22 protein-coding genes are annotated in these 24,110 nt (G+C 49.5%); 4 read left to right on the top strand and 18 right to left on the bottom strand.

Translation table 11 applies throughout. From position 1 onward, the window contains the following. Positions 1–54 precede the first annotated feature (54 nt). The 3 genes from K300_RS0104375 to K300_RS0104365 are packed head-to-tail and all read right to left on the bottom strand — an operon-like array spanning position 55 to position 2,906. On the bottom strand, positions 55–1,026 hold the full coding sequence (locus K300_RS0104375; RefSeq protein WP_022850451.1) for a sodium:calcium antiporter: 972 nt from the start codon (positions 1,024–1,026) through the stop codon (positions 55–57). Between the two features lie 3 nt (positions 1,027–1,029). Then, positions 1,030–2,262, bottom strand: coding sequence for a glycerate kinase type-2 family protein (locus K300_RS0104370; RefSeq protein WP_022850450.1), 1,233 nt, complete (start codon positions 2,260–2,262; stop codon positions 1,030–1,032). Further along, positions 2,259–2,906 carry a Crp/Fnr family transcriptional regulator gene (locus K300_RS0104365; protein ID WP_022850449.1) on the bottom strand — a complete coding sequence of 216 codons (648 nt, stop codon included), beginning with the start codon at positions 2,904–2,906 and terminating at the stop codon, positions 2,259–2,261. The genes K300_RS0104370 and K300_RS0104365 overlap by 4 nt, the downstream gene beginning before the upstream one ends. Positions 2,907–2,982: 76 nt before the next feature. Here K300_RS0104365 and hcp point away from each other — a divergent pair, with 76 nt between their 5' ends. After that, positions 2,983–4,608, top strand: coding sequence for a hydroxylamine reductase (gene hcp, locus K300_RS0104360; RefSeq protein WP_022850448.1), 1,626 nt, complete (start codon positions 2,983–2,985; stop codon positions 4,606–4,608). A gap of 174 nt (positions 4,609–4,782) precedes the next feature. Continuing rightward, on the top strand, positions 4,783–5,172 hold the full coding sequence (locus K300_RS14530; RefSeq protein ID WP_022850447.1) for a response regulator transcription factor: 390 nt from the start codon (positions 4,783–4,785) through the stop codon (positions 5,170–5,172). Positions 5,173–5,490: 318 nt separating this feature from the next. Here the strand turns inward: K300_RS14530 and K300_RS0104350 are convergent, their stop codons facing one another. Genes K300_RS0104350 through K300_RS0104330 form a run of 5 tightly spaced genes read right to left on the bottom strand, consistent with a single transcriptional unit; the run spans position 5,491 to position 9,436 of the window. Continuing rightward, complete coding sequence (locus tag K300_RS0104350) at positions 5,491–6,174, bottom strand: TIGR04283 family arsenosugar biosynthesis glycosyltransferase (RefSeq protein ID WP_022850446.1); 684 nt, start codon at positions 6,172–6,174, stop codon at positions 5,491–5,493. Further along, positions 6,171–6,836: a TVP38/TMEM64 family protein gene (locus K300_RS0104345; protein WP_022850445.1), complete on the bottom strand. Its 666-nt coding sequence runs from the start codon at positions 6,834–6,836 to the stop codon at positions 6,171–6,173. Before K300_RS0104345 ends, K300_RS0104350 begins: the two co-directional genes overlap by 4 nt. Continuing rightward, positions 6,833–8,266: a dihydrolipoyl dehydrogenase family protein gene (locus K300_RS0104340; RefSeq protein ID WP_022850444.1), complete on the bottom strand. Its 1,434-nt coding sequence runs from the start codon at positions 8,264–8,266 to the stop codon at positions 6,833–6,835. Before K300_RS0104340 ends, K300_RS0104345 begins: the two co-directional genes overlap by 4 nt. Continuing rightward, entirely contained in the window at positions 8,250–8,924 is a 675-nt protein-coding gene (locus tag K300_RS14525; protein WP_022850443.1) for a TIGR04282 family arsenosugar biosynthesis glycosyltransferase, read from the bottom strand. The genes K300_RS0104340 and K300_RS14525 overlap by 17 nt, the downstream gene beginning before the upstream one ends. Further along, on the bottom strand, positions 8,921–9,436 hold the full coding sequence (locus K300_RS0104330; protein ID WP_022850442.1) for a YqiA/YcfP family alpha/beta fold hydrolase: 516 nt from the start codon (positions 9,434–9,436) through the stop codon (positions 8,921–8,923). Before K300_RS0104330 ends, K300_RS14525 begins: the two co-directional genes overlap by 4 nt. Before the next feature lie 160 nt (positions 9,437–9,596). On the opposite strand from K300_RS0104330, the gene K300_RS0104325 reads away from it, so the two are divergent. Together K300_RS0104325 and K300_RS0104320 are read left to right on the top strand one after the other, a co-directional pair. Further along, positions 9,597–10,502 (top strand): AEC family transporter, encoded by a 906-nt coding sequence (locus K300_RS0104325; RefSeq protein ID WP_022850441.1) that lies wholly within the window; start codon positions 9,597–9,599, stop codon positions 10,500–10,502. Positions 10,503–10,544: 42 nt separating this feature from the next. After that, positions 10,545–12,662 (top strand): Tex family protein, encoded by a 2,118-nt coding sequence (locus tag K300_RS0104320; protein ID WP_022850440.1) that lies wholly within the window; start codon positions 10,545–10,547, stop codon positions 12,660–12,662. A gap of 143 nt (positions 12,663–12,805) precedes the next feature. Here K300_RS0104320 and K300_RS16670 read toward each other — a convergent pair whose 3' ends face one another. The 10 genes from K300_RS16670 to ftsE all read right to left on the bottom strand — a co-directional run bounded on the left by K300_RS16670 (position 12,806) and on the right by ftsE (position 24,054). Next, positions 12,806–12,964 carry a hypothetical protein gene (locus tag K300_RS16670; protein WP_022850439.1) on the bottom strand — a complete coding sequence of 53 codons (159 nt, stop codon included), beginning with the start codon at positions 12,962–12,964 and terminating at the stop codon, positions 12,806–12,808. Between the two features lie 350 nt (positions 12,965–13,314). Next, positions 13,315–13,635 (bottom strand): hypothetical protein, encoded by a 321-nt coding sequence (locus K300_RS0104310; protein ID WP_022850438.1) that lies wholly within the window; start codon positions 13,633–13,635, stop codon positions 13,315–13,317. Between the two features lie 225 nt (positions 13,636–13,860). Continuing rightward, positions 13,861–16,767, bottom strand: coding sequence for a PAS domain-containing hybrid sensor histidine kinase/response regulator (locus K300_RS0104305; RefSeq protein WP_022850437.1), 2,907 nt, complete (start codon positions 16,765–16,767; stop codon positions 13,861–13,863). Between the two features lie 65 nt (positions 16,768–16,832). Beyond that, on the bottom strand, positions 16,833–17,819 hold the full coding sequence (locus K300_RS0104300; protein WP_022850436.1) for a tRNA dihydrouridine synthase: 987 nt from the start codon (positions 17,817–17,819) through the stop codon (positions 16,833–16,835). Continuing rightward, positions 17,794–18,777: a tRNA (adenosine(37)-N6)-threonylcarbamoyltransferase complex transferase subunit TsaD gene (gene tsaD, locus K300_RS14520; protein WP_022850435.1), complete on the bottom strand. Its 984-nt coding sequence runs from the start codon at positions 18,775–18,777 to the stop codon at positions 17,794–17,796. Before tsaD ends, K300_RS0104300 begins: the two co-directional genes overlap by 26 nt. A gap of 1 nt (position 18,778) precedes the next feature. After that, positions 18,779–20,053 carry a divergent polysaccharide deacetylase family protein gene (locus tag K300_RS0104290; protein WP_022850434.1) on the bottom strand — a complete coding sequence of 425 codons (1,275 nt, stop codon included), beginning with the start codon at positions 20,051–20,053 and terminating at the stop codon, positions 18,779–18,781. Further along, a complete protein-coding gene (locus K300_RS0104285) occupies positions 20,046–21,290 on the bottom strand; it encodes a S41 family peptidase (RefSeq protein ID WP_022850433.1) in 1,245 nt (414 codons plus the stop codon). The genes K300_RS0104290 and K300_RS0104285 overlap by 8 nt, the downstream gene beginning before the upstream one ends. Before the next feature lie 10 nt (positions 21,291–21,300). Further along, on the bottom strand, positions 21,301–22,476 hold the full coding sequence (locus K300_RS15990) for a murein hydrolase activator EnvC family protein (protein ID WP_022850432.1): 1,176 nt from the start codon (positions 22,474–22,476) through the stop codon (positions 21,301–21,303). Continuing rightward, positions 22,466–23,362 carry a cell division protein FtsX gene (locus K300_RS0104275; RefSeq protein ID WP_022850431.1) on the bottom strand — a complete coding sequence of 299 codons (897 nt, stop codon included), beginning with the start codon at positions 23,360–23,362 and terminating at the stop codon, positions 22,466–22,468. The genes K300_RS15990 and K300_RS0104275 overlap by 11 nt, the downstream gene beginning before the upstream one ends. Next, on the bottom strand, positions 23,359–24,054 hold the full coding sequence (gene ftsE, locus K300_RS0104270) for a cell division ATP-binding protein FtsE (RefSeq protein ID WP_022850430.1): 696 nt from the start codon (positions 24,052–24,054) through the stop codon (positions 23,359–23,361). The genes K300_RS0104275 and ftsE overlap by 4 nt, the downstream gene beginning before the upstream one ends. Positions 24,055–24,110: the final 56 nt, after the last annotated feature.

Genomic DNA, 24,110 nt, shown 5'->3' with positions numbered 1-24,110 from the left:
TCCCATATAAGGATTATAAACCCTCATAGTTGGAGGTATCAACAGCTTGTGCGGCTACCCTTTGAAATAGACGAATGCGAGGTTAAGTATGTAGAAAAGGGCAAGCGCCCATGAGATCAGTGATATTGAGAGCATCCTGCCACTCAGCTTCTTGTCCACCTCTATACCCAGCAGAAGCAGACCTGCCGCAATGGATGTAAACAGTGCAGAGCCAAGGTGTGCGGCGCTGACATCTGCAAATACCTGAGTTTTGACGTAGAAGGCATCGGCGATGGGGATCACTGTCATGTTGAACACGTTTGAGCCCACAAGGTTTCCGATGGCCATATTTGCCATTCCTGAGCGTACAGCCGGGAAGCAGAAGGCAAGCTCGGGGAGTGATGTTACGAGTGCTAGCAGAAGCGTCCCCACAAATGACCCGCCGAGGCCGGTGTCTGTTGCGATGTAGTCTGCCGATTTGCTGAGGGCAAGTCCTGAAACCACGATTATGAAAGCCGCAACGGCAAAGCCAGTGGCCGCCTTGGAGAGTGTTATATCGCTTGGGGCATCGGGTTCGACAATGTCGTCTTTGAGCCTGTATGCTGTGTACATGGCTATGAGATAGCCGCCTATGATGGCGAAGCTTATCGGGTTCATCCAGCCTATCGTGGGCATATCAAGTATAAAGCCGAAACCGCTTATCATAGTGAGAAGGATGGAGAAGAGGCCAGTGGTTACGTTTGAAGGGCTCACCTTGACCAGAATGCTCCCCTTTCGGTAGACCGCATCAAGGATGAATATAATGAACATGTTGAACATGTTTGAGCCGTAGGCGTTTCCGAAGGCAAGATCGGGAGACTGCACAACGGTGACCGAGCCGATGGATGATATGATCTCTGGCAAGCTTGTGGAGGCGGCAACTAGGGTGAGCCCCACAAAGCTTTCGCCAAGCCCCGTTTTCTCTGCAATGACATCTCCGTAAATGGAGAGTTTAACACCGGCAAATATAACTGCGGCTGCTGCCATAAGGAAGATTATATAGAACAAGGACTACTCCGTTAGTATTAATGCAATATCACAGACATTTGTTCCGGTAGACCCGGTATGCACGAGCCCCCCTGTCTGGCTGAAGAACTCAAAGGAGTTATTCTTATTCAGAAACCTTTTGCTGTCCAGCTTTTTCTCTGAAGCGGTGCGGAATGTATCGTAATCTGCTGCGGCTCCGGCGGCATCGGTGGGGCCGTCCCTTCCGTCCGTTCCGCAGGAGAGTATGGTCATCCCCTTCTTTATATAGGGTAGGGCACCGAGTACAAACTCCTGATTCCGTCCCCCTTTACCGTCCCCCGTTACCTTTACTGTGGTTTCCCCCCCAAGGATGTAGCACATGCGTCCACGCTCATCCCTCTCTGCGATCTGCATCATAACCTCGGCTCCTTTTCTGGATGCCTCCCCAGACAGGTTTCTATCGAGCACGACAGTCTTATAGCCCAGCTCTTCAGCCTTCTCCTCCGCCGCTTTGAGAGCAAAGGAGTTGTCTGCGGCGATGTAGTGGGGGGGTGTTTCAGCAGATTTCTGAGGCATAAGGAGATCCGGATCTACGCTGGCATTCTCAGCAATACGTCTGGGGTCTATGCCTAGTTTGGCAAAGCCCGTTTCCGAAGGCCAGAAAGGGCCGGAGCCGATGGAGGCAGGGTCGTTGTCCATAACATCGGAGATAACCAGAACAATCCCCTGACATGGAGCCGCAGAGGCCAGTCCTCCCCCTTTGATCATGGAGAGGCGTCTGCGTACGGCGTTAATACCGTGTATATCCTCACCGCTCTTGAGGAGACGGTCGGTAATCTCTCTAATATCCGCAAGCCCGAGGGGGTGCACAGGGAGCTCCATCAGGGATGAGCTCCCCCCTGACAGCAGGTATACGTAGAAATCATCGTTTCCCATACCTTTCATGTAATCCAGCATGGATTTTCCGGCCTCAATGCTTGAATGATCCGGTACGGGGTGGGAGCCCTTTATGTGGCTTACAGGACCGATATCGTCACCGCCGGTGTGGCTCACAGCCAGACCGGAGTGCACCTTATCACCAAGGACATCAAGGGCGCCTCTGCACATACCTTCGGCCGCCTTACCGCTTGCGAGCAAGTGAACACGGTTCTTAAGGGTGTATCTGCTTCTGCCCGCTACTAGCTGTATCCCATCCATGCGCAATATACTGCTTACTGCCCTTTCGGGGTGTACAGCATCGAGGGCGTGTCTGAAGATCTCGAGGGCGTTCTCCCTCATTCAATCTCCTCCTGAATGATTATCTTCTTTCCGTCTGTTCGCAGTATACCTTCATCGCAAAGCTTCTTCAGGAGTCGGGAGAATGTCTCAGGCGTAGTGCCTAGAAGAAGGGCGATGTCCCCCTTTGGAACTGGGAGCTCAACAACATTGCTCCCCCGGTTCTCAGCGAGGTTTGCAAGATAGTTCAGAAACCGTCCTCGCACATCCTTGAGGGTGAGGTTCTCTATCATATTCACGAAGTTTTTAATTCTGCGTGAGAGCAGGGCGATTATCCGCATTCCGAGCTTGGGGTCCTGCTCGATCTCTCGGAAGAGGGCGGCGGCGTCTATCTCCAAAAGGGTGCAGTCCTCTATGGCGGAGGCGGTAACGGGATAGCAGCACTCCAGCTGGAGGATGATCTCTGCGAACATATCCCCCGAGTACACGAAATGTACAATCGCCTCTTTGCCTTCATCGTTGGTTTTATAAAGTTTTATGGATCCGCTCAGCAAATAGTAAATATATCTACCCGATTCTCCTTCAAGGAAAAGTATCTCTTTCTGTGATAAATATTTTACACGGGTGATTTTTTCCATCATAGGAACAAGATCACCATCACCGAAGAAGTTGTCGGTGAAATCCTTAACAGCACTTTTTTTGTCCATATTTGATCCTGATCAAGTTATTTCCTAGCTTAAGACTATAGCATAAGAACATCGAAAACAACACAGGAGGAAAATTATGGGAATGTTCTGCTACCAGTGTCAGGAAACAGCTAAGAACGAAGGATGTACGGTTAGAGGAGTGTGCGGTAAGCCGGATGATGCGGCTAATCTAATGGATCTTCTCGTATATGTACTTAAAGGTGCCGCCTTTGCAGGAAAGCACGCACCCGAAGGAAAATTCGAGAAGGAAATGGGACGTTTCACCTTCGAAGCCCTTTTTTCCACAATCACCAATGCAAACTTCGACAAGGCAAGGATCACAAGCCTTATAGACGAAGCTATTGAAAGGAGGGATGCCCTTGCGAAGGAAGCGGATCTCCCCGCTAACCTTCCCGACTGCGTAACATGGAAGCCCTCTTCACCCGAAGAATATGACTCAAAGGGAGCGAGCGTTGGCGTTCTGAACACAGAGCATGAGGATATCCGCTCACTCAGAGAGCTGCTCACATACGGGCTTAAGGGTATCGCAGCTTACGGCGATCATGCGGCTGTTCTCGGCTTTGAGGATGAATCAATATACAGCTTTGCCAAGGATGCACTCGCTGCAGCGGCAGTTTCAAACGATGCAGATGAGCTCCTCGGCCTTGTTATGAAGTGCGGCGAGAATGCTGTTAACACCATGGCGCTTCTCGATAAAGCGAATACAAATACCTACGGAAAGCCCGAGCCCACCAAGGTGGACATCGGTGTCAGGAATAACCCCGGAATACTAATCTCCGGCCACGATCTTAAGGATCTTCAGGAACTGCTCGAGCAGACCGAAGGAACCGGCGTTGATGTCTATACCCACAGTGAGATGCTTCCCGGGCACTACTATCCCGCATTCAAGAAGTACGATCATTTCGCAGGAAACTACGGCGGTTCATGGTGGAAGCAGGATAAGGAGTTCGCCTCCTTCAACGGCCCCATCCTTATGACAACCAACTGCATCGTACCCGTTAAGGACGATTACAGGGAAAGGATCTTTACCACAGGAATGGCCGGATATCCCGGTGTTAAGCATGTGCCCAACAGAGAAGCGGGTAAGCAGAAGGACTTCAGCGAGATCATCGAGCTTGCAAAAACCTGCAATGCACCCGAAGAGATCGAGACTGGCTCCGTTACAGGCGGCTTCGCCCACGATTATGTGGAGAGCATCGCCGGAACCGTTGTGGATGCTGTTAAAGCGGGCGCTGTTAAAGGTTTTGTTGTTATGGCCGGATGCGACGGAAGGCACAAGACAAGGGAACACTACACAGATGTTGCCAAAAATCTCCCCGAAGGCTTTATCATCCTTACGGCAGGTTGCGCCAAGTACCGCTACAACAAGCTCGACCTCGGCGAAATAGGTGGAATCCCCAGGGTTCTTGATGCCGGACAGTGCAACGACTCGTACTCCCTTGCCGTAACAGCACTCAAGCTTAAGGAGGCCTTCGGTCTTGAGGATATCAATGAGCTCCCCATCTACTATGATGTGGCATGGTATGAGCAGAAGGCGGTTACAGTTCTTCTCGCGCTCCTTGCCCTTGGAGTTAAGAACATAAACCTCGGACCCACACTTCCTGCGTTCCTTTCACCGAACGTTGCGAATATCATCGTGGATAAGTTCGAGCTTAAGCCTATGGACAGCGTAGAGGGGTTTGTAAACTCACTTTCTGCGTAAATTGCATAACTGAATAGACATACCGATTTACAGATAATAGCCCGGTCTGCCTCCCTTATTCCTTAATAAGGCACAGCATCCCGTCTCTCAGGCAGGCCGGGATTTTTTCCCCGCTTGACTATATAAAAATCCTGTAGTAATAAATGATTATTAGTATAAACAGAGGAGATTCCCTTGTCCGATATCAAGCTTGAGGATCTTAAGGTTCTTTGTGTTGAAGATGATGAGATCGCCAGACTTTCAATAGTGAATATCATTCGCCGCAGGGTGGGGGAGATATACACGGCTGAAAACGGCGAGGTTGGCCTTTCCGTTTACAGCGAGAAAAGCCCCGATATCATTGTTGCTGATCTGGCCATGCCTATTATGGACGGTCTTGTAATGATAGATGAGATACGCAAAGAGGACACGGAGATCCCCATAATCGTTATCACAGCCTTCCCCGATCAAGCGAGAAAGGTGGATAAGGCGGATTATGTTATGGTTAAGCCTGTGCATAAGGACATGCTTCTGGAAACCCTTGATAAATGCGTTCGCAAACTGAACGAAAGAGGGGCTGAATAGTCCGTTCTCTGCTCACCATACGGCAAATGAGAATCAGTTCAGAGTATTACCATACAGATATCAGGTCTGAATAGTTCGTGTCCTCTACACTCCCCAACCTCAAGGAGAACGGCTGTTTATACAACGAGCCCCTCTCACCACGCCGCAAGTGAGAACCAGAGCAAATGTTTCCACTAAAGTCTTAATTTGATGTGAATACCCAGTCCGGCTTATTATGTCGTTTATTTTGTTCGTTTATTTGTTCAAATAAAAGCTTAAGGGAAGTCTAAAGTGTTTATAAGTATCGATTAAATACTGGTCTTATTTGTTCATTTTTTGCTAATCCACATTAGGACTATATTCCTCGGCAAGTTTTGAAGGGTGGACGCCGTAGTTATACAGCACAGCCAGCTTCCAGTTGCGTAGTGTACATCTGAGGATACCTTCTTTACGCCATCTTCGGGATGAGGTGTAAACGCATCTATCCGAAAAGCCCACGCTGAAACCCTTACCCTTAAGCTCTTTCATGAACGTCACATCCTCCATGATCGGGATGGGTTCAAAGCCGATAGCTAGGGCTGTACCCCTTCGGGTGAAGACAGCCTGATCGCCATAGGGTATCTTTGTGAGCCTTGAACGGAGTGCGGCGGTTTGCTCGATAAACCTGAATGCCGGATGCCAGTCGTCTATTCTTAGATCAAACGCCCCTGCATAGTATTCTCCCAGGATACGGTTAATCTCTGCGGGAGCATCCTGCGGCAGCTTTGTATCCGCATGGAGAAAGAGGCAGATATCCTTCGAAGCGGCCTCCAGCCCCTTCTGGAGCTGTATACCTCTTCCCCTGGCACTGCTAACCTTTATGATAGAATTATCCTCTACTACCTTGAGGGTAGAATCCTCCTGATGGCCGTCGATGACGATTATCTCGAAACAGTGTCCCTGAAAGATAGAAGCCACATGCTCCAGCTGACGGTTTATCGTACTCTCTTCACTGTACACAGGGATAATTACGGAAAAGCTCATCGGCGCAACAGCTTCCTGTAGATTACCGGCGCAAGGCTCAGCAGACCGAGCAGGGCGAGGGCGGCGAGCATTCGTCCGGATACGATGTCTCCGAGATTGTCGATGGTTCCCAGCTGTCTTCCGGCAAAGGCGTATACAAAGCCCCCCGGTGCGATTCCGATTGCCGTTGTCCAGATATATGTGGAGACCCTCACTCTTGTGAGTCCGGCAAAGAAGTTGATTAGAAAGAAGGGGAAAGCTGGAATAAGGCGCATCGTGAGAAGATACATTGCGCCGTTCTGCCGGAAGTCCTCATTGAATCTCTCAAGCCTGTGGGGCCATGTCCTTTGTACCCAGTTCCCCAGCAGGTATCGGGATATCAGAAAGGCGGCCAAAGCACCTATGGTGGCCCCTGCCACAGAGAAGAGCCACCCCTGGGGCATGCCGAAGAGGAAGCCCGAGGAGAGGGTCAGCACAGCCGCACCAGGAAGGGAGAACCCTGTAACAACAATATATAAAAAGATAAATCCCATGGCGCTGAGGGCGTAGTTTGAGTTTACCCGCTCAAGGAGTATCTCACGGTTTTCCTTGAGTGCCTCGAAGGTTATCGCATCCCCAAGGCCGCTGTAGCGAAGGATGAGGATGAGGGTAACAACGAGGGCTAGTATCAGAAGCCTTTTCAATCTCCATCACCCCGGAACCTTTTCGCAAGATTGATGAATGGATTACTCATAAGCGAGTCTATATAGGCGTTCTTGGCGGGTTGTTTTACCACATCGGAATAGGTCGGATATATGTGGATCATGCCGTAAAGCTCCTTAAAAGGCTTACCTAAGCTCTTTATTATCTGAGCCTCGTGGATGAGCTCTCCGGCCCTTGCTCCGAGGATATGGGCACCGACGAGTCTGCCGCCGCTGTCTACGATATATTTGGCGTAACCCGTTTCCGTTCCGTCTGTTTTTCCCCTGTCTGCGCCTGAATAGCTGAATGTGTAGACCTTGATCGAATCCCCGAGCTCCTCTCTGGCTTCCGCTTCGGTTACTCCGATATGGGCGAGTTCGGGGTCTGTGAAGGTGCACCACCCCACATGGGTATAGTCCACACGCTTTGCCGCTATGGGCAGGAGCGCATTCATAACGGCCGTCTTCGCCTGATACTCAGCCATGTGGCTGAACTGGAAGGGGCCTGCAACATCACCTGCGGCGAAGATCCGGTCGTTTGAAGTCTGCAGTTTCTCGTTTACCCGTATCCCTTTATCTGTATATTCAACGCCGGCTGCCTCGAGGTTCAGACCGTCCACGTTTGCCTTCCTGCCGGAGGCGGCGAGGATCCTCTGAGCCTTGAGTATTCTGCGTTCCTTTCTGCTGTCCTCAACTTCCAGGACAACTTGATTACTTCCTATCTCTGCGGAAATGGCCTTTGTGCCCGTAAAAAAGGATACACCTTCCGCTGTAAGCATCTCCTGGAGCCGAACAGACATCTCTTCATCCTCCGGCATAAGGATCCGTGGCATCATCTCCACAACGGTAACAGCAGAACCCAGCCTGTTCATCGCAGAAGCCATCTCCGTACCTATGGAGCCGCCGCCGATAACCAGAAGCGACTCGGGTATATCCGTCTGCTCAAAGAAGTTGGAGTTTGTGAGAAGGTGCTCACTGTCAAACCCTGAAACTGGTGGAACGAATGGGGATGAGCCTGTGGCGATGATAAACTTATCTGCCTCAATAACTTCGCCGTTAACCTCTATGCTCTTCTCATCCCTGAATGATGGTGAGCCGAATATGAGCTCGATACCTTCTTCTTCGAAGGCCTCCGGTCTGTGGCCGTTGTAAACGTTCTGCACCGCATCTCTGGCGTACTGGAAGGCACCTGAGGCATCGGTTACTTCTCCCGATGTTTTAATCCCATACCTGTCGGCGGTTTTAACTGCATGTGCGGCGGAAGCCGCTCTCAGTAAAGCTTTACTCGGTACGCATCCGCTCCATGTGCACTCACCGCCGAGCCTGTTGTTCTCTATTAGAACTACCTTCTTTCCCATTCCGGAGGCGAGCTTGGAGGAAACAAACCCCGCCGCTCCACCACCTATAACTGCGAGATCATACCTTTGTGCCATCTCCATTCTCCATGACGCCTTTAAACGCCTCTACCATTTCGGAGTTTATTCCCTCTTCTTCCATGTATCGTTTCAGATCGTCGTAGTCATCTATGTCTATGAGTTCGGGGAGAACAAAATACTCATACCCCTCCTCCTCAAGCCTTGCCACAGTGTTGCCGGTAACCTCACTGTGGCTCCATGTCATATCGAGAAACGCTTTTTCGGAGAGGGTGTCCTTCTTGAATCCTATCAGGTAATACCCGCCGTCATCTGCCGGTCCTATCACAGCAGAGCTTGTGTGCAGGCTGTCCAGTGCCTCCCTGAGCATCAGGTAGTCTATGGAGGGGATATCTGTACCGATGAGCACGGCCCTGTCATAGCCCATCTCGAATACGGTTTCAAAAGCCTTAAGCATCCTTATCCCCAGATCCTCACCCTCCTGGGGGAGAACCTTCTTCCCCTCAAGGCCGAGGCTGTTCTTAGCGTCGTCAATTTCATCTACGGGGGACACGAATATCATGGTATCCGCACCGGATTTCTCTGCCACAGCAATAGCCTCGCTGGCCATTATCCTATATATGCCGGCAGCTTTTTCATTGCCAACCCCCTCCGCAAGTCTGGTTTTAACCTTTCCCGGAACCGGGTTTTTAACAAAAACGCATACAGCTTCTTTCATATCTTAAGTATCTCCTTTATGTTCGGAAGCATCTCCTCTGAAAAGTTCACAGCCTCATGCCCCCCTTTATTGTAAGCTAATGTTTTCATTCCATTTTTGCCAGCCTCTCGAATAACATTTTCTGCACCGAGAACCTCGTCATCCATGTTGATAAGAACATGGAGATCGCCGTGGGGATTCTCCATGCGCATTGCGTTAAGGCTTTCTCGGCTGAATATGCTGAGCTGTTCGGGGAAGATCTGCTTATGGTGTTCGATACGTTCGGGAAGAAGGAGGGAGGGGTTTATGCCTATACCAGTTATCCCGTATCTTGCGGCTCCCCATAGGGCGAAAAATCCGCCGAAGGATGAGCCGATAAAGGCATCGTATCCATCTGCATCGGGAAGCATACCGGTATGGCTGAACACATCTACATCCAGAAATTTGCTCAGGTACACAAGCTTCGAGCTGTTCTGAAGGTTGATATTGTTTTCTATTACGTGGCTTAGGCCGGCGAAGTAAAGCACTCTCATTGCAATAAACCTTTAATCATATGGGTTATTATAACACATCTGGAAACAGGCACTTGATTAATTTGCCAATTTCCAGTTAAAATCCTGAAGATTTAGTAAAGGATCACTGATTTACCCAGACTATTTTTTTAGTTCATTCTATCCCGGAGGCGGCGTTCAGGTGGGTAATATAATTCTTCTTGTTGTGTGTTTTCTTGCGGGCATGATAATGCGCCGGTCGGGAAGGTTCCCCTCAGGTTCAGCCACGGTACTCAATCAGTTCATTATCAATATCTCGCTCCCCGCACTCGCACTGCTCCATATCCACGAACTCAAGATAGACCTTTCCCTCGCCTTCCCCATAACGATGGCCTGGATAGTCTTTCTTGTGAGCGTTGTGTTTTTCCTCATAGTGGGCAAGGCTATGGGTCTGGGAAGGCAGAGTATCGGATGCCTTATGCTCTCCGGCGGGTTCGGAAATACATCCTTCGTCGGCATACCTATGATTAACGCATACTACGGTGCATCCCTTGTGGGCATAGGCGTTCTGGCGGATCAGGCGGGCTCTTTCCTCTGCCTCTCAACATTAGGGATTTTCACTGCGGCAAAATTCTCATCCGGTAAACTCAGCTTTGCCCAGGTGCTCAAAAAGGTCGCTATGTTCCCCCCCTTTCAAGCACTTGTGGTGGCAGTTTTGCTTAAGCCGGTGGAGTATCCCGAATGGCTTATAATAACTCTGTCGGAGCTCGGTTCCACCATAACACCCCTTGCGCTGGTTTCGGTGGGCTTTCAGCTTCACCTCGGCTATATGAAAGGGGCATTGGGTAAGCTCGGTGTCGGTCTGTTGTATAAGCTTGCAGTGGCACCTGTTGTGATATATATCCTCTTTGTCTGGCTCATGGGGGGCACTGGGGAGATCGTGCAGGTAACCGTCTTCGAGGCAGCCATGGGGCCGATGGTCACCTCCAGCATCGTTGCCATGGACTACGATCTAGACCCTCCGCTAGCCACACTTATGCTGGGCATCGGGATTCCACTTTCGTTTATTACACTCCCCGTCTGGTTTTATCTCCTCGGTGGAGTCTAAACTTTAACAATATATAACTACTTTATGGAAAGAGGATTTGGTATGATTGAAATCGTTGCGTCAGAGTTTTCTAAAAACAAAAAAAGCGTAGAAAACCTCATAGCCCTCCATCAGGATGGAAACACAGTCCCCTTCATAGCCCGATACCGCAAGGAGATGACCGGTGGGATGGAAGCGGAGGATATACGTAACATTATAGAACGGTTCGAGTATCTTGTGGCCTTGGAAAAGCGTAAGGAAGAGGTGCTCGCCGCCATCGATGAAAAGGGCAAGCTCACCGATGAGCTCAAAAAGGCGATCCTCGATGCCACCACCATGAAGGATCTCGAGGATCTTTATGCACCCTATAAATCGAAGAAGAAGACCAAGGCGGATATAGCGAGGGAAGCGGGTCTGCAGCCCCTTGCGGACTGGATCAAGGAGAATGACGATCTATCAGCTCTCGATTCAAAGTGCGCAGAATTCATTGGTGAGAATGTGGAATCCGCCGAGATAGCACTTGAGATGGCAAAGGATATAATCACAGAAGAGATCGGACACGATCCGGATACCAGAACAAGGATAAGGGAGCTTTACCACGAAACTGGCGTCCTCGCTTGCTCCAAGCGCAAGGATGTCACCGAGCGTACATCCTATGAGGACTACTACGAGTTCGAACAGAAGGCGGAAGAGATACCACCGCACAGGGTTCTGGCGATATTTCGTGGCGAACGGGAGAAGATCCTCCGTGTGAAGATAAATCCCGATGAAGAAAAATGTATGGCGGCTATCCTCCGGAACATGGGCGAAAAAGGGATAGTTCAGAACGACGTGACTATGAAATGCGCCTCCGCATCATATAGGAAGACCCTCTCCGTTTCCGCAGAACTGGATCTGCGTGCAACCCTTAAGGACAAGGGTGAGGAAAAGGCGATTGAGGTCTTCGCAAACAACCTTAAAAGCCTCCTGCTTACACCAAGGGTCTCGGGCAGAGTTATTCTCGGGATCGACCCAGCATTCCGCACGGGGTGTAAGTTTGCCGTTGTCAACGATATGGGGGGACTGCTCGATTACGGCGTTATCTACCCCACCAAGCCCCAGGCGGATTACGAGGGGAGCAGGCGCACTGTTACAGATATGGTCAGAAAGTACGGCGTTAACTCCATCGTTATCGGAAACGGAACCGCAAGCCGCGAGACAGAGGAGTTCGTGGCATCGGTTATAGAGGACAGCGCCCTCGAATTAAGCTATGCCATTGTAAGCGAAGCGGGAGCAAGCGTATATTCTGCAGGCAGTATTGCCCAGAAGGAGTTCCCCGATCTGGATGTATCCATAAGGGGTGCGGTCTCCATCGCCAGACGTGTCATAGATCCCCTCGCAGAGCTGGTTAAGATAGAACCCAGATCCATCGGTGTAGGGATGTATCAGCATGATGTTAACCCGAAAAGACTGGGGGAATCACTGGAAAACGTTGTTGAGGATGTTGTGAACAGCGTTGGTGTGGACCTCAATACAGCCAGTGTGTCACTCCTCCAGTACGTTGCAGGGCTTAGCCGCAGTCTGGCTGAAAGGATCGTCAGCACGAGGGAAAAACTTGGCAAATTCATGAGCCGTAAACAGCTCATGGAGGTAGAAGGTATCGGTGAGCAGACCTTTAAGCAGTGTGCAGGCTTTCTTAAGGTCTATGACGGCGAAGAGCCCATGGACAGCATGTTCATCCACCCCGAAAGCTACGAATCCGCCTATCTTCTGCTTAAAAAGCTGAATGTATCGCTGGCAAACTCCGAACTTATCAAGCTGGCACTTCGTAATAAGAACATGAAAGGGCTCGGTAAGGAGCTTGATCTGGGTGAGTTCACCCTTGAAGATATTATAGAAAGCCTCGAAAAGCCGGACAGGGATATCAGGGACGATCTGGATCCACTCCTGTTCAAAAAGGGCGTTGTAAACCTCGAGCAGCTTAAGGCTGGTATGGTATTGGATGGTAAGGTTACAAACGTTGTGGACTTCGGCGCATTTGTGGACATTGGTCTGAAGAATGACGGCCTGGTTCATATCTCGCGTTTGGCGGACAGGTTCGTTAAACACCCTTCGGATATAGTCTCTGTGGGGGACAACGTTAAGGTGAGAGTGCTTGAGGTTGATAAGGAGCGGGGAAGGGTAAGTCTTAGTATGAACTAGGGCCATTTAATCTATGGAATTTCCCATCCATGGAAATTCCATTGCCGCTCCGCTTGGCAAAGCCTTCGCTTCGCTTACTTCCGTTGCAGAATATGAAGCATAGCTCCATATTCTGCACTTCAGAGGCTTCCGTCCTTGGAAGCCTATTTTAATATATGGAAATTCCCGTCCATATAATCTGGGAAATTCATCATCCTGAGAATTTCCCTGCCGCTGCGCTCGGCAAAGCCTTCGCTCCGCTTACTTCCGTTACAGAATATGAAGCACAGCTCCATATTCTTCACTTCAGGGCTTCCGTCCATGGAAGCCTTTTACGTATCGACCTCAAATGTGTGATTAGCATAAGCTTTCATGGATGAAAGCTCGCTTGCGTAAGTGAGAAGGAAGTTTCTTTCTTCGAACGGCAGAATAGTTTTCATGGATGGGAAATTATTCAGATAGATAAAGGAGTTTTTGAGGGGTTGTTAAGGGGTGGTTTGTTCCTAAAAAGCACCCCTTAAGTCTTAATTTATATGGGAAATTCATCATCCTGAGAATTTCCCTGCCGCTGCGCTCGGCAAAGCCTTCGCTTCGCTTACTTCCGTTACAGAATATGAAGCATAGCTCCATATTCTTCACTTCAGAGCTTCCATCCTTGGAAGCCTATTTTAATCTATGGAATTTCCCGTCCGTGGAAATTCCATTGCTGTTCGGGCAAAGGGACTTTGCCCTCTCGTACTTCCGGCTTCGTCAGACCAGCAAAGCTGTTCTTCCTTTCGCCTTCAGGGCTTCCATCCTTGGAAGCCAGACTAATCCTATCTGGGAAATTTATCATCCTGAGAATTTCCCTGCCGCTACGCTTGGCAAAGCCTTCGCTCCGCTTACTTCCGTTACAGAATATGAAGCATAGCTCCATATTCTTCACTTCAGAGCCAACATCCGTGTTGGCTTTATTCGCTTCAACCTCAAACGTATGATCAGCATAAGCTTTCATGGATGAAAGCTCGCTTGCGCAAGTGAGAAGGAAGTTTCTTTCTTCGAACGGCAGAATAATTTCCATGGATGGAAAATTATTCAGATAGATAAAGGAGTTTTAAAGGTGATTCTAAGGGGAAAGTATTCCCTAAAAATTTCTCCTTACCACTTAAATTATTATAAATACATTATTTAGCTTGAACTAGTCTCTAATTATCAGTCTTTTAAGCATAGTTATTTAACACTACCCGAACATCTTTACTGCTTCGAGCAGTTTAACCCTGCTGACCGGCTTTGACAGGTAGAAGTTCATCCCGGCGGCGTAGCAAGCCTCTCTGTCCTCTTCGGAGGCGTGGGCTGTCATAGCTATAATGGGGAGCTGTTCTTTGGTGAAACTCTGGCGTAGTCTTGCCGTTGCTTCAAGGCCGTCCATCTCGGGCATCTGTACATCCATCAGTATGATATGGAAGCCTCCTCTTTCCGCCAACCTGCACGCCTCTACACCGTTCATTGCAGTAAAAACCTCTGCTCCCTCCTTCTGAAGGATAGCCAGGGCGATATTCTGATTTACTATATTATCCTCTGCGATAAGGATTTTATATCCGTTCAGATCGAAGTCTATGTCAAACTCTGAGTCCTCTGCTTCCAGCTGGCTCTGTTCGTCCCCTTTGCTGTTTACGAGAGCGAGCTTTTCCATGAGCATATCCCTGAATATCGGTTTGCTGATTGTCGCTGATGGAGTAAGCGGGAGGTTTTTGTCACCGGAGCTGAGCATGAAGATGAAGCTGTTGTTTTCACGTATATCGTTAATCTGGCTTATATCTAGGCTCTTCTCCAATGATTCGGGGGAGCAGATGATGATACAGCCTCCTGGTATAGAGAGTTCTATGAGTTCGGCATCCGATTCAGCCCTCTCGCAAGGTATGCCGAGGTGTTGGAGAAGGCGGCTTATGCGAAGGGTGAATTCACGGTTTTCGTCAAACAGCACAACCTGCCTGGGGTTTAAAATCTCAGGCTGTTCTTCCGGTTCTTCGTTTTGAATGGGAAATCTGATGATAATACTGAAACAGCTTCCACGCCCCTTTTCGGAATCGAGGCTTATGGTTCCCCCCATAAGCTCCACAAGTTCTTTGGTGATGGTGAGTCCGAGCCCAGTTCCGCCGTATTTTCTTGTGGTTGAAAAGTCGGACTGGATAAAGGGCTCAAAGAGGGCGTCGACCTTTTCTTTTGGGATGCCTATACCGTTGTCCTCTACGTTTATCCGAACCTGAACGGCGTTTGCTGACTTATTGACTAGCTTTGTGCTGACCATGATAAACCCGCCGTAACCAGTGAATTTTGTGGCATTGCTTAGCAGGTTTGAGATTATCTGCTGAAAACGTACCGGATCTCCTATAACAGTGACTGGGATATCCGGATCGCAGTCGGTAAATATCTCTATCTTTTTCTCTTCGGAACGGGAGGTGAAGAGGGTTACGGATTTACGGATGATGGAGTTGAGCTTCATCGGCTTGTTATCCACCTCCATCTTGCCTGCTTCGATCTTTGAGAAATCGAGGATATCGTTTATTATTCCCATGAGTGAGTAGGCGGAGGAGTGGATTATTTTGACGAGATACTCTGTATGACTCGGGAGCTCCTCATTCATCGCCATGTCCGATGCGCCTATGATAGAGTTTATGGGCGTTCTTATCTCATGGCTCATATTCGCAAGGAAACGGCTCTTCGCCGCTGTGGCGGAATCGGCAGTCTCCTTTGCTCTAACCAGTTCGCTGTTTATCTCCTCAAGCTCTGCGGTACGTTCTATAACCTTCCTTTCGAGTTCATCGTACGCCTTACGAAGCTTAAGATCGGACTCCTTCCTCTGCGTCACATCCTCAACAAGGCCTTCATAATAAATTATCTCGTTCTGGCTGTTTCGTACTGATCTTGCCTGAATCATAACCCAGATATCCTTGTTGTCATTCCGTCTTACTCTGACCTCGTAGTCCTTAATCTTTCCGTGGGTTCTGAGTAGGTCGAGGAGTTTCTGTCTGTCCTTGGGGTCGTTGTATAGCTCATCGGTAACCCGGACGTTATTGTCGATTATCTCCTGGGTTGAGTAATAACCAAATATCCTTGCGAGGGAGGGGTTTATGCTTATTATTTCGCCGCTTGTGTTTATCTGGAAAATACCTTCCTGGGCGTTTTCGAATATCTTTCTGTACTGTTCTTCGGACTTTACAAGGGCGTGCTGGCTCTTTGTGTAAAGGAGTATGATGAAAAGCATGACTAGGACAAACAGCCCAGTTACGGAAATTAGATTGGTCTGCAGACTTGTGAGGCCGTCGTGGGGTCCGGCGGGGTACGCTGTGAAAAGATACCAGCGGTTGTCGGGATCTGAGCCGATTTCGCTGATAATGGTTCTGTATTTTATCCCGCTGAGTGATATTATATCGCTGTCAAGTTTCTGGGGGATACTGCCGAGCTTTACCCCTTCAAGGCGCTGGGGCTTCTGAGTGCTCTCATTACTTTCAAAGGCGGTTTTAAAGAGCCACTCCTCAACATTGGAGACGAAGACAACCCCCTCCGGTGTCATCAGTGCGGCGGGGTAGGGGTATCCTTCAAGTACATTTCCGATGCTTTCTGTGGAGAATTTGGCAAAGGCAACACCAACAGGGTCCGGCTCTCCATTATAGAATACCGGTGAAGAGAAGGTAATGTAGCGTTTATCCAGTACACTGTCGTAGTTGGGGGATACAAGCCCGTTACCCTTCATACCCTTTATGAAGAGATCGTGCTCTGACATGGAAGTTTTTATGTATCTGTTTGATTGATCGGCAGCGAATACCTCAAGAGCCCCGCTGTTTTGGATTATCCCAGTAAAGAGTGCACCGGAAAGATCCTGAAAGCTTTTGGTTATGATGTGTATATCGTGAGGGTTTTCGCCGAGTTTCAGGTGTTTCCCTACAGTTTCCAGCGAGGCGAGTTTTGTTATCTCGGAGCGATGTTTTTCAAAGAAGGATGAGCTTATCTTTGTATATGTATAACCTGTAAGCTGGTTATGCGTGTCTTTTGTGTTTGCGATGCGCAAAGTAAGAACAGAATACGCCACAAGCAGGGCCACGGCTGTAACGGAAACCAGACTTGTAAGTATAAGTTTCAGCCTCATATCATATCCAATGAAAATTTAAGTATCGGCTCTTTCAGATTGAAGGCCGTTTATCATATAAAATATTATACCGGATCGCTAGTAAGAAAAAAGTCTTTCATACACTTTTTTAGTGAGGATTCATCACCGCATTTGTACACCCTAGTACGAAAATCCGATGAACCGTGGAAACCCTTGGAAAACCATACGCTGTATTTCTTATAGGCATCGATGAATTTTTTCCCTTCAGCGAATTCTTCGGTGTAGTCGTAGAGCTTGAGAAGCAGTTCATAAAGCTGGGGGCCCGAAAGGTATCCTTCGGGGTTTTTTCCGTTTCGGAGTGATTCGAAGATCCAGGGCATCTTCATAAGCCCCCTGCCTATCATTATTCCGTCGCATCCTGTCTGCTCCATCCTTCTCATGGATTCTACATCCGCAACATTACCGTTTCCAATAACGGAGATGGAGCTGTTGGCTACAGCATCTGCGATGAGTTCATAGTCGGGTACACCTGAGAACATCTCTGTTTTAGTTCTGCCGTGGAGGGTTACAGCGTCTGCCCCTTCCTCGGCGGCAATTCGGATGAGCTCGTTATATATGAGTGAATCCCTATCCCAGCCGAGGCGGATCTTTACGGTGACGGGTTTATCCGTAGCTCTGCGGAGTGCAGAGATTATTTTCCCTGCTCTGGGAAGGTCGCACAGGAGGGCGGAGCCGCTACCCCCTTTGATAACCTTCTTAACGGGGCAGCCCATGTTAATATCGTAGAAATCGGGGCTGCTGCATTCCTCGGCAACACGAACCGCTTCGGGGTATGATTCCGGCTTTCCGCCGAAGAGCTGTATTCCCACAGGGTGATCCGCATCGTTAAGACGAAGGTATTCAAGGGTCTTTGCACCCATGCGTATGAGGCCTTCGACGGAGATCATCTCTGTGTATATAATCCCATCATGGAAATCCCGGAGCATTTTTCTGAAAGGGGGAGTTGTTATTCCGGCAAGGGGTGCGGCGATTAGCCTGTTATTATCAAGGAGCCGGAGTATGGTGTTATCCGATCTCGGGTTGAGTGTCATAAGCTCTTCCTTCGAGTGGGAAGAATCTCCTTCTGTTATAAAATCTTGAGGCGGCATAAGCGATCATATCGCCGTTGTCGGTACACAGGCGGAAGGAGGGGAAGTAGACCTTCTCGCCTTCACTGCAGGCTTCGGCGAAGCTGTTTCTGATATATCCGTTGCAGGCAACACCTCCGGCTACGGTTATCCGCTTTCTGCCGAACCTTCTAGCTATCCGCATGGTTTTGAGAACGAGGGTTTCAGCTGTTGTTTTCTGGAAGGATGCCGCAAGATCCGCTTTGCTGTATTCCCCGGTGTTGTAAGCATTCAGCACGGCGGTTTTCAGGCCGGAGAAGCTGAAGTTGTCATCCTTTTTCATGGCTATGGGGAGCTTTACGGCATCGGAGTCCCCGTCCTTTGCAAGCTTTTCAATGGCAGGTCCGCCGGGGTAGCCGAGGCCGATCATCTTGGCAACTTTGTCGAAGCTCTCCCCTGCGGCGTCATCGAGGGTCTTTGCCAGAAGCCTGTAGTTGAGCGCCTTGTCGACGTCGTAGATGTGGGTGTGACCTCCGCTGATGATCAGTGCAAGGTAAGGGGGCTTCAGCTCCTCGTGCTCTATCTCTGCGGCGAGTATGTGGGCAGAGAGGTGGTTTATGGGGATCACAGGTATGCCGAGGGAATAGCCCAGCCCCTTTGCAAAGCCTACACCGACGAAGAGTGCGCCGATGAGCCCTGGAGCGTTGGTTACCCCGATGCAGTCGATATCGGAGGTACCCAAGCCCGATATGCTTAGGCATTCGTTAAAGAGGCTTTCAAGCTTAAGGATGTGGTTTCTGGATGCTACCTCCGGCACAACACCGCCGAAGCGGGAGTGTATATCCGCCTGGGATGCGGTTTTTGCCGCAAGAATGCCCTTGTTGGTGCAGTATATCGCAAGGGAGGTTTCATCGCAGGAAGTTTCTATACCGAGGAATATCAAATCAACCGCCTACAAGTTCCTTTACAGATACGATCTTAACGCCGGAACGCTCTATCTCGCTCAGGTATGTGCTGAGGACATCCACAGTGCTGTCACGCAGGTGACCGATGGCGATTACGCTTCCGTGCTTTTTCGCATAGTCCGCACTCTCTCTGAGCTTCGATTTGATATACTCAGCATCCGCCTTGTTGTCAAGGAACTTGCGGTTGTGTCCGCATTTGTACCCGGCAGCCACGCATGTTTCATACGCCACGGAGCGGGGTGATGTATAGCTGTCCACGAAGGTGTCGGTGTAGCTCTTCATGAAGGTGAGAACCTGCTGCATCTTCTTGCCGTTCTCTGTGAAGGCGGAGCCCATATGATTATTGAAGCCGTCGATCATCCCTAAAGACTCCACGTTGCGTTTGACCTGCGCCTCAATGAGGGTAGGGGGCATATTCAGCAGTAGTGCACCCTTGCCGGGGTCCGTATCTGGGTAGGAGAGGGGTTCCATGGGCATGTGAAGGAATACGGTTTTGCCGCCACTTCTTGCAAGGTCCGCCGTCTCCCTGTCGTAGGGGAGGTGGGGTAATACGGCCATAGTGACGGGGTACTGAAGGGAAGCGAGTTTTTTTGCAAGTCCCAGGTTATAGCCGCAGTCATCGATTAAAAGAGCCATCTTGGGAGCATCATCTCCAAGCTCAGGCTTTTTCTCGACAGCTTCGGGCTTCTCCACAGGCTTCTCTACCCGCTTCTCCTCGGGGAAAACGAGGGTAACGGAGATCTCCCCGTTGCCCGCCATGAGGCCGCCTTCCTCCTCGCTACTTTTGAGTCCGAGCTTTTCAAAGCTTTCCGATGCAGCTTCCACAAGCTTTTCCTGTTCAGCCTTGTCGAGCTTCATTGTGTAGAAGACTGTGTTCTCGGCACCGGGCATAACGCTTCTTTCGGTAATGCTCTCCTTGGGGATGCCTAGGTTGAACATGGCAAGCTTCAGAGCCTTGTCTATATCTGCATAGTCCGTCTGGGCCACTTCCTCATCGGGCTGTTCACTGGGCTGAACCTCTTGGCTTGCGGATGGGGTCTCATCACCCGTGGCGGCCTTCATCCCAAGGAAAAGGCCTCCGAAAACAGCAAGTGCTACAAGGAGCACACCGCCGAGTATAAGCGCCTGCTTACTTTCAAATATAGGAGTATTCTTCTTCCTCGTGGTCCTTTTGCGGGTCCCCGTGGTTTTTCTTTTATTAGAAGCCGGCTTCTTAGCTGCCGGCTTTCTCTGTGTTCTTTTCTTTTCAGCCATTGCCGAGCATTTCCCTCATCTTGTCAAACGCGGCCTTGAGCTGTTCGTCCTTTTCAAGGTCGAGCTTGGGCTTTGCGGTGTTGGATACGAGTTCAGGGTCGATATCTTCCCCTTCCTGAATATCCATCTCATCATCCTTTTGTTCAACCACAACATCGGGCTTGATGCCTGTTTCGTGAATCATCCTTCCTTTGGGGGTGTAGTATTTTGCAGTGGTGAGCTTCATGGCTGCACCCTCGCCGATGGGGATGATTGTTTGAACAGAGGCTTTGCCGTAGGTGTTCTTACCTATAAGAGTTCCCCTGCCGTGGTCCTGAACGGCGCCTGAGAATATCTCCGATGCGGAGGCCGAGCCTTCGTTCACGAGTACGACCAGAGGCTTCTCCTTCTCCTTTGTGGAGAGCATAGAGGAGCGGAAGTGCTGATCACGCCCGTTTCTGTCCTTGGTGTAAACAACCTCCAGGTTTGCGGGGAGGAAGATGCTGGATACCTTGATAGCCTCGGAAAGGAGTCCGCCGGGGTTATTTCGCAGGTCGATAACAAACCCTTCTGCCCCTTTATTCCGCAGGTCTGTAACGGCAGCTGCTATCTCATCGGATACGTCGTTCTGGAACTGGATTATACGGATATAGCCCACATCGTCCCCTATCATGGAATGCTTGACCGAGTGTATCTTGATGATGTCTCTTGTTATTGTTACATCGAAAGGCTTGTCCTTCGTGTCGCGCATGATGGTTATCGTTACATCCGTTCCCTTCTTCCCTCTGAGCTTCTTAACCGCCTCGTTCAGGGTAATTCCGGCTGTGGAGTTATCTTCGATCTTGATTATCTTGTCACCGGCCTTAATGCCTTTGCGGTAGGCGGGTGTATCCTCAAGGGGTGATATAACGGTGAGTATGTTGTCCCTCATCCCTATGGTTATACCGAGACCGCCGAACTCTCCCTTGGTGTCCACCTTGAACTCGTTGAAGTCTTCGGCGGAGAGGTATGTTGAGTGGGGGTCCAGCTCATGGAGCATACCACTGATGGCACCTTCGATGAGCTTTTTATTCTCAACGGGCTCAACGTAGTTCTGCTCGATAAGGTGCATCGCCTCGGAGAAAAGCTCGAGGTTTTTATATCTTTCATCCTTTGCCGCATGGACACTCCCTGTGCGGATAACAAAGGCGGACGCCGCAATCAGCGCAATCATTGTAACGGCGGCCAGTGCAGGCAGCAGTTTCTTAGTAAAATTCATTTATCTTCTCCTAGAGAGGTTTCAGCCATTCTGCCGGATTAACGGCAACATTATGCCTTCTTATTTCAAAGTAAAGATAGGACTCAACGCCGCCAAGGTCAACTCCCACGGTGCCGATGGCCTGCCCTTTGGCGAGCTCCTGTCCCACTGTTACATTAACCCTGTCCATATTGGCGTACAGAGTGAAGTACGAGTCGGGGTGGCGAACGATAACAAGGTTGCCGAACCCCCTTATAGTGTCAACGTATTTCACTGTGCCGCCGTAAACGGTTCTTATCTCCCCCGATTTTCCGGGGCGTATCTTTATACCTTTATTCTGTATAGTCCCTTTGAATCCTTTGACCTTTTTCGGCCCGAAGTGTTCGATTACAGTTCCCCGAACGGGCCAGTCGAGCTTACCTTTAAGGGAGGCAAAGCCTGAGGAGTCCGCTTTCTTCTCCTCTTCTTTCTCTTTCTCACGTTCGATCTTTTTGCGGATCCTATCGAGCTTGTTTTCGAACTCTTCCTGCTTCTCCTTGAGAAGCCTCATGTATTCGTTCTTGCTCGCTTCATCCTCTTTCATGACTGCCACAAGCTGTTCGAGCCTTGTCTGCTCTGCCTCGTAGTCGTCCATAACCCTGCGCTTTACACGAACTAGATGCTCAAGATCCTTAGCTTTAGCCTCTTTTTCCTCGGTGAGCTGTTCGAGGCGTGTTGTCTTCTCCTTGATGGCGCTTACTTTTTTGATAAGCTGGAGGTTTATGTTCTCAACAATCTCCATATTCTTTATGGTATCTCTAGAGTGTTTGGAGAAGAGAAGGAGTTTTACGTTAACATAGTCTATGTTGTCAATAAGATAGATGTTACTCTGCTCGATGGATTCCCGGAGTTTGCGCAGCTCCACCTCTAGAGTACGCATCTCTTTATCCATCGCCATAACAGCTTCCCTCGCCTCTCTGGATTGGAGGGTAAGCTCACGGATAAGCTTCTTCTGGTAATCTATGGTTTCGTTCAGGTTGTCGATCTTCTCGGCAAGCTGTTTCTTGGTGTTTTCGATCTCCTCAAGCTGTTCACGCTCCTCGTCCAGCTGCTGCTTCAACTCTTTGAGGTAGGAGTTTGTTTCGAGCAGTCTGTCCTCGTTGTAATCGGCCCATGAGGAGAGAGCCAGCAGAAACAGGGTGGCGGTTGCGATGATCTTACGGATCATTGATGCTCTTCACCTTATTGAGGAAAGAGGTTACGCTCAACATACTAGCTATGATGCTCACAAATATGAGGAACAGATATGTTTTTATATAGTAGCCAAGACCGGGAAGAAGGACAAAATCCAGCTCCACAGGGGCGAGAAGTTTGTTGTTAAGAAATAGCATAAAGCCATACACAACAGAGGAGGAAAGCACAAAGCCGATACTTACCTCAACGAAGGAGGAGATAAGGTAGGGCATCTCAATGAAAGAGCGTGTAGCCCCCACCAGGCTGTATATCTGTATATCCTCCCTGTAGCGGAAGAGGCTCAATCGTATTGTGTTGAATATGATTATTCCCATGGAGATAGTGAGGAACATGGTAAGTATTATCATAAAGAGCTTAACCGCTGAGCGGATGTCGCTGAAGTTCTGGACCCATTTCTCACCGTAGCTGGCTACATCGACATTCTCAAAGGCGATTATCTGCCGCTCAAGCTTCCGTATGTAGCCTCCGTCTTGAAACCCCTCCTCAACCTTAACCTCTATAAAGCTGGGGAAGAGATCCTCGGGTATCTTGTCCAGATAGTTTATGTTTACCGTTGTTTCTTGCAGGTGCTTGAAGGAATCCTCGGAGGAGTAGTACACCACTTCCTCAACACCCTGCAGGTCGGCGAAGTCTTTCCTGAGCTCGTCTATGGCGATCTTGTTCTCTGTGCGAAGGTAGACACGTATGGAGTTTACCCTTGTCATTTCCTTGAGGAAGGAGTCCACACTGATGCCGACCACCACAAACATGTTGTATATGAAAAGAACGGTGACAACGGTTATAACCGAGGCAACATTGAGGGTCATCGTTTCACGGAAGAGCCGGAAACCGTGCTGGAGCATAATTCTCAGCCTGTTCATGCCTCGGCCTCCTTTTCTTCCGACTCCTCAGCGCCTGTGTCCTCTTTCACCTTGCCGTACTTGAGGGCGATGGTTCTGGCGGGGTATTCCTGCATGAGTCTGTCGTCATGGGTGGCAACTATAACCGTTGCGCCCTTGTCCCTGTTTTCAAGCAGAAGTTTCATGATGGAATCTGCATTATCGTGGTCGAGGTTTCCTGTGGGTTCATCGGCGAGGATAACACGGGGCTCATTGATCAGCGCCCGGGCGATGGCGACCCTCTGCTTCTCACCGCCGGAGAGCTTTTTCACCGTTGTGTCACGTTTAACAAAGATGCCCAGCTGTTTGAGAAGGGGGTGTATCCTCTCCTGCATAGCCTTTGGATCCATATAGAAGAACTCGAGGGCCATCTTGAGATTGTCGTAAACGGATTTTTCCTCCAGAAGTTTGAAGTCCTGAAAGACAACCCCGATCCGCCGGCGCAGGAATGGTATGCTTTTTGAATCCATATTGCTGACATTCTGCCCATCCACCATAACAACGCCTCTTGTGGGGTAGAGGTCCGCATAGATGAGTCTGAGCAAAGTGGACTTACCGGCACCGCTCTCCCCTGTAATATAGAGGAATTCGCCCGGCTTAACCTTTATGTTAACGCCGTCCAGTGCCTTTTTTTCTCCAAAGAAAGATACGCTGACATTATATAGCTTGATCATAAACCCGCCGGTGTTTACGCTTTTATATCAATAGAACCCTACGATACTTATTCGTC

This window comes from Limisalsivibrio acetivorans, from assembly GCF_000421105.1.
In the GTDB taxonomy this organism is placed as follows: Bacteria; Chrysiogenota; Deferribacteres; order Deferribacterales; family Geovibrionaceae; genus Limisalsivibrio; species Limisalsivibrio acetivorans.
The sequence above is the reverse complement of the archived record's forward strand: the minus strand, read 5'-3'. Positions and strand labels throughout refer to the sequence as shown.

Excerpts from the sequence above, each read along its gene's own strand:
- K300_RS0104370 (WP_022850450.1), bottom strand. The coding sequence starts at position 2,262 with ATGAGGGAGAACGCCCTCGAGATCTTCAGACACGCCCTCGATGCTGTA.
- K300_RS0104365 (WP_022850449.1), bottom strand. The coding sequence starts at position 2,906 with ATGGACAAAAAAAGTGCTGTTAAGGATTTCACCGACAACTTCTTCGGT.
- hcp (WP_022850448.1), top strand. The coding sequence starts at position 2,983 with ATGGGAATGTTCTGCTACCAGTGTCAGGAAACAGCTAAGAACGAAGGA.
- K300_RS0104350 (WP_022850446.1), bottom strand. The coding sequence starts at position 6,174 with ATGAGCTTTTCCGTAATTATCCCTGTGTACAGTGAAGAGAGTACGATA.
- K300_RS0104340 (WP_022850444.1), bottom strand. The coding sequence starts at position 8,266 with ATGGCACAAAGGTATGATCTCGCAGTTATAGGTGGTGGAGCGGCGGGG.
- K300_RS14525 (WP_022850443.1), bottom strand. The coding sequence starts at position 8,924 with ATGAAAGAAGCTGTATGCGTTTTTGTTAAAAACCCGGTTCCGGGAAAG.
- K300_RS0104330 (WP_022850442.1), bottom strand. The coding sequence starts at position 9,436 with ATGAGAGTGCTTTACTTCGCCGGCCTAAGCCACGTAATAGAAAACAAT.
- K300_RS0104320 (WP_022850440.1), top strand. The coding sequence starts at position 10,545 with ATGATTGAAATCGTTGCGTCAGAGTTTTCTAAAAACAAAAAAAGCGTA.
- K300_RS16670 (WP_022850439.1), bottom strand. The coding sequence starts at position 12,964 with ATGGACGGAAGCCCTGAAGTGAAGAATATGGAGCTGTGCTTCATATTC.
- K300_RS0104310 (WP_022850438.1), bottom strand. The coding sequence starts at position 13,635 with ATGAAAGCTTATGCTGATCATACGTTTGAGGTTGAAGCGAATAAAGCC.
- K300_RS0104305 (WP_022850437.1), bottom strand. The coding sequence starts at position 16,767 with ATGAGGCTGAAACTTATACTTACAAGTCTGGTTTCCGTTACAGCCGTG.
- K300_RS0104300 (WP_022850436.1), bottom strand. The coding sequence starts at position 17,819 with ATGACACTCAACCCGAGATCGGATAACACCATACTCCGGCTCCTTGAT.
- K300_RS0104290 (WP_022850434.1), bottom strand. The coding sequence starts at position 20,053 with ATGGCTGAAAAGAAAAGAACACAGAGAAAGCCGGCAGCTAAGAAGCCG.
- K300_RS0104285 (WP_022850433.1), bottom strand. The coding sequence starts at position 21,290 with ATGAATTTTACTAAGAAACTGCTGCCTGCACTGGCCGCCGTTACAATG.
- K300_RS15990 (WP_022850432.1), bottom strand. The coding sequence starts at position 22,476 with ATGATCCGTAAGATCATCGCAACCGCCACCCTGTTTCTGCTGGCTCTC.
- K300_RS0104275 (WP_022850431.1), bottom strand. The coding sequence starts at position 23,362 with ATGAACAGGCTGAGAATTATGCTCCAGCACGGTTTCCGGCTCTTCCGT.
- ftsE (WP_022850430.1), bottom strand. The coding sequence starts at position 24,054 with ATGATCAAGCTATATAATGTCAGCGTATCTTTCTTTGGAGAAAAAAAG.